This window comes from Candidatus Sodalis sp. SoCistrobi (genome assembly GCF_900143145.1).
Lineage (GTDB): Bacteria > Pseudomonadota > Gammaproteobacteria > Enterobacterales > Enterobacteriaceae > SoCistrobi.
This window is the reverse complement of the sequence record NZ_FRDB01000246.1, coordinates 1-4,103: the sequence shown is the minus strand read 5'-3', so window position 1 is coordinate 4,103 and position 4,103 is coordinate 1. Positions and strand designations below refer to the sequence as shown.

Genomic DNA, 4,103 nt, shown 5'->3' with positions numbered 1-4,103 from the left:
TGCTCATGCTGAGTTTCCAGCACTAGATTAACTGCCCGTTCACGGACTTCCGGAGAGTAACGTTTGGTCGTTGTCATAGAGACCTCCACTTTTAAAGTATAGACTCTAATTTATCCGGGGTGATTCATTATCGCCTAATGCGGAGGGCCCGGACTTAGCGGGCCATAACCACGTCGGCATGATGATTGGGGCGTGTGCGGACGTGCTGGCTCCTCAAGCCCGCATTTTACGGGCCATAACCCTGCAATAAAGCGTGTCGAGACGTGCGCTGACGTGCTCGCTCCTCAAGCCCGCACAAACGCAACAGCCGTTTTGCCAAGCCGAAATAGCGGACGATGCGTGCCATTGAACGGCGGGAAGGATGGCATTAGCGACGGGTTGATGCCGCTGTCGGACCGACCGCGCGTAGAGTGACAAGGGTGATGCTATTTCGGGTTTGTTGCCAACCCTTGTTGCTAAGATAACGTCGCCGCCATAGAGGCAGCGTGGGCCAAGGCGCTGACGCTGAGCAAGACCTGCCGCCAGGCAACGTGCTGACAATGGCAAGTGACTGTGGCGCCAGGCAACGTGCTGACAATGGCAAGTGACTGTGGCGCCAGGCAACGTGCTGACAGTGACAAGTGACTGTGGCGCCAGACAACGTGCTTACAACTGCAATAGACTGGCACCAGGCAAAGCAGTGCGCGACTTTCAAGTCTGCGCATTGCTCTGTCTGGCGCTTACCGCTTCTATGCGCCGTTTTTAAGCTCGCACGACGGACAGGTCAGGCGATATCATCCATGTCTTCTTCATCGTCGCCGTCATCGCTGAGCGGGACGATCAACATATCCACATGGACCGTGTTGATGAGCTGGCGCGCCGAAGACATCAGCTTACTCCAGAAGTCCTGGTGATGGCCGCACAAAACGAGATCCACGTCGTATTTGTTAATGGCGTCCACCAGCACCTGGCCCAGATCGCCACTGCCGCTCAGCGTTTCGGTTATCGGATAGCCAGCGTTTTGCGACAGCTGGGTCATGGCATGCTGCGTTTCTTCCGATATGCGCTTTTGCATATCGCCGAGATTGACGTCAATAAGACCGGTATAGAGGTCGGAGTAATTGACATCAACGTGGATCAGGGAAACTTTGGCGTTATAAGGTCTGGCCATTGATACGGCTTTTTCGACCAGCACGTTACTTTCCGGTGAAAGGTCAACGGCTATCAGGATGTGTTTGTAAGCCATAATCAGACTCCTTGCAAAATGTCACTCGTCTATTCTCGTCGCACTATGCGACCCCGGCGACAGCGGACGTACAATCTCCAGTCTTGGTGTCCCTCTTTCAGTATAGCCGTACTCGCCCGCGGAACGAAGCGGCTGACCTGCGCAACTGCGAGAAGGGTCACGATATCTTCCCCCGACCAGGCCAACGGCGCTCGCATGACACGAGGGTAAAACTTTTTTTGCGAAAATGCATAATTTCTATCGCTTCGGTTGGCGGCTTTTGTCAAAATTTTTCTACACTGAACAGTATGCCATCTCACAGTTCTCTTCCGCGCCGCTCGCATGCGCATAGCAACAAACTTCAGATGGTCTGTCAGTCGTGAGCTTACACATGTCGGTTCTAACCGCTGCCGTCCCGTGGTCGTCGGGTATTGCGGCGGTTTTGGATGTTGCCGGGAGGACTCATCATGAACACTGTTGCGCTGTTCTGGGCTTTATGTGTTGTATGCCTGATTAATATGGCTCGTTATTATTCTTCTTTACGAGCATTGCTGGTGGTGCTGCGCGGCTGCGATCCGCTGCTGTACCAATATGTCGACGGTAGCGGTTTCTTTACCTCCCATGGTCAGCCCGGTAAGCAGCTGCGTCTGGTGCGCTACATTTTTGCCCAGCGCTATCTGGATCATCACGACCCGGAATTCATCCGCCGCTGTGAGCGTGTGCGCGGGCAATTTATGTTGACCAGCGCATTATGCGGGCTCATCGCGGTCAGCCTTATTGCCCTGGCAATCTGGCATTGAGCAATAGGCAAAAAAAAGACGGCCGGCTGGCCGTCTTGTTGCGCGCGTCGCGGTTAAATCAGTTTTAGCGCCAGCCAGTACAGGCTGCCGGCCAGAATAATCGCCACCGGCAGCGTCAGTACCCAGGCCAACAAAATGTTTTTCACGGTCTTGCCCTGCACGCCGCCGCCATCCACCAGCATGGTGCCGGTCACCGCGGACGACAGCACGTGGGTGGTGGAAACCGGCATGCCGGTGTAGCTGGCAACGCCGATGGACACGGCCGCCGTCATCTGCGCCGACAGCCCCTGGGCATAGGTCATGCCTTTCTTACCGATTTTCTCGCCGATGGTTGTCGCCACCCGGCGCCAGCCCACCATGGTACCCAGTGAAAGCGCCAGCGCCACGGCGATAATGATCCACATCGGCGCGTACTCTACCGTATACAGCAGATCCTGACGCAGGTTAGACAAGAAGCGTTTATCCGCGGAAGGGGTTTCCGGCAACTTCGCCACCTTATCGGCGGTGTCGGCAATGCACATCAGCAGGCGCCGGACGTGGGAGCGCTGATCGGCCTTGAGCGTTTCATAGCTGTCCAGATTGCCCAACAGCAGCGAGGTGCGATTGATGGCGAACAGCGCCCGGGACAGGTCGCAATGAAACTCCTGTGGTTGAGTGGCCCCCCCTTGATCCAGACTCTGGCCATTCGCCATCGGTGCGCCGCTGGCGGCGGGGGGAACATCAGGACCGCCGGCGGATGCGGCGCCGGCAACGGGGGCGGCGGGGACGCCAGGGTCGACAGCAGGCGCGGCGCCGGCAGGGGGAGCGGCGGGAACGGCATTTTGCGCGGCCGGCGGCGGCAGGGGCTGCTCATCCGGGCCAACGACGTGGGTGAACGCGCCGGGATGTTGCGTATAATATTGCTGCAGATGATTCACCGCATCGCGGGTGCGGCTGATGTCGTAGCCGCTGGCGTTCATATTGACCACAAATCCCGCCGGCGCAACGCCTATCAGCACCAGCATGATTAGCCCGATGCCTTTCTGCCCGTCGTTGGCGCCATGGGAAAAGCTCACGCCGGCGGCGGAGATAATCAGGGCGATACGGGTCCAGAACGGCGGTTTGCGCTTGCCGTCCTTTTTCTCCCGCTCCGCCGGCGTCAGATGGATACGGCGGCGTTTTTTGGTATTGCTCCAGTAGCGGCGCAGAACAAACACCATCGCGCCCGCCAGCACCAATCCCACCAATGGAGAAATAATCAGCGACAGGAAGATTTCAATCAGTTTGGGGATATTCAGCGCCTGGACCACCGAGCTGTCGCTAACCAAGGCGTTGGTCAGACCGATACCGATAATCGCGCCGATCAGGGTGTGCGAACTGGAGGCCGGCAGGCCGAAATACCAGGTTCCGAGGTTCCACAAAATCGCCGCCAGCAGCATGGAGAACATCATCGCCAGGCCGTGGGCTGAACTGACATTGAGCAGGAGGTCGGTCGGCAGAAGATGAACGATGGCATAGGCCACGCTCAATCCGCCCATCAGTACCCCGAGGAAATTGAACACCCCGGACATGGCGACCGCCAGTTGCGAGCGCAGTGCGCGGGTGTAGATGACGGTGGCCACCGCGTTGGCCGTATCATGAAAGCCATTGATGGCCTCATAAACCAGAACAAAAATTAATGCGAGCACCAACATTAAACCGGTATGGAATTCCAGGCCGGTGAATAGATGTAGCATAGAGGGTTACGCCATTGTTTGGACATGAACGGGCCGCATTATCTGCGACAAGAGGGCCAGGGGAAAAGGAAAATATGACCTTTTTTTGATATTCTTGCCGCCGGCAGATAGACATTGACCCCTATAAACTTTCAAATTCAGCAAGATACGCTTTTTTACCCAATCTAGCATTTTGTTACCATAGCATTGTCCTGTCAGGCCCATTACAATCGGGCCGCTGTTTAAAACCCCCCGGTCGGGTCACCCATTCAGAGTATAGATACCGTCTTGCTCATCATGATGCAAGAGCTATATTTTCATCGAAGGGTATTCCAGATTTTAAGACACCATAAGCTAATTGGAGTAATTTTCGCATTGCCGCGCAGATGCCTACTTTACCTCCTT

3 protein-coding genes and 1 pseudogene are annotated in these 4,103 nt (G+C 56.0%); 1 reads left to right on the top strand and 3 read right to left on the bottom strand.

The genetic code is table 11. From position 1 onward, the window contains the following. Positions 1-763: 763 nt before the first annotated feature. Positions 764-1,225 (bottom strand): universal stress protein UspA, encoded by a 462-nt coding sequence (gene uspA, locus CINSTRO3249_RS13655; protein ID WP_025420467.1) that lies wholly within the window; start codon positions 1,223-1,225, stop codon positions 764-766. A gap of 443 nt (positions 1,226-1,668) precedes the next feature. Between uspA and uspB the strand changes: the two genes are divergently transcribed. Continuing rightward, entirely contained in the window at positions 1,669-2,004 is a 336-nt protein-coding gene (gene uspB / locus CINSTRO3249_RS13650; RefSeq protein ID WP_074013672.1) for a universal stress protein UspB, read from the top strand. 53 nt (positions 2,005-2,057) lie between these two features. Here uspB and pitA read toward each other — a convergent pair whose 3' ends face one another. Together pitA and CINSTRO3249_RS16810 are read right to left on the bottom strand one after the other, a co-directional pair. Beyond that, positions 2,058-3,719 carry an inorganic phosphate transporter PitA gene (gene pitA / locus CINSTRO3249_RS13645; protein ID WP_074013671.1) on the bottom strand — a complete coding sequence of 554 codons (1,662 nt, stop codon included), beginning with the start codon at positions 3,717-3,719 and terminating at the stop codon, positions 2,058-2,060. A gap of 274 nt (positions 3,720-3,993) precedes the next feature. Then, positions 3,994-4,103 (bottom strand): annotated as a pseudogene (locus tag CINSTRO3249_RS16810) (IS110 family transposase); the annotation flags it as partial.

What these genes read in the sequence shown, in the direction of transcription:
- pitA (WP_074013671.1), bottom strand. Translation starts at nt 3,719, where the DNA reads ATGCTACATCTATTCACCGGCCTGGAATTCCATACCGGTTTAATGTTG.
- uspA (WP_025420467.1), bottom strand. Translation starts at nt 1,225, where the DNA reads ATGGCTTACAAACACATCCTGATAGCCGTTGACCTTTCACCGGAAAGT.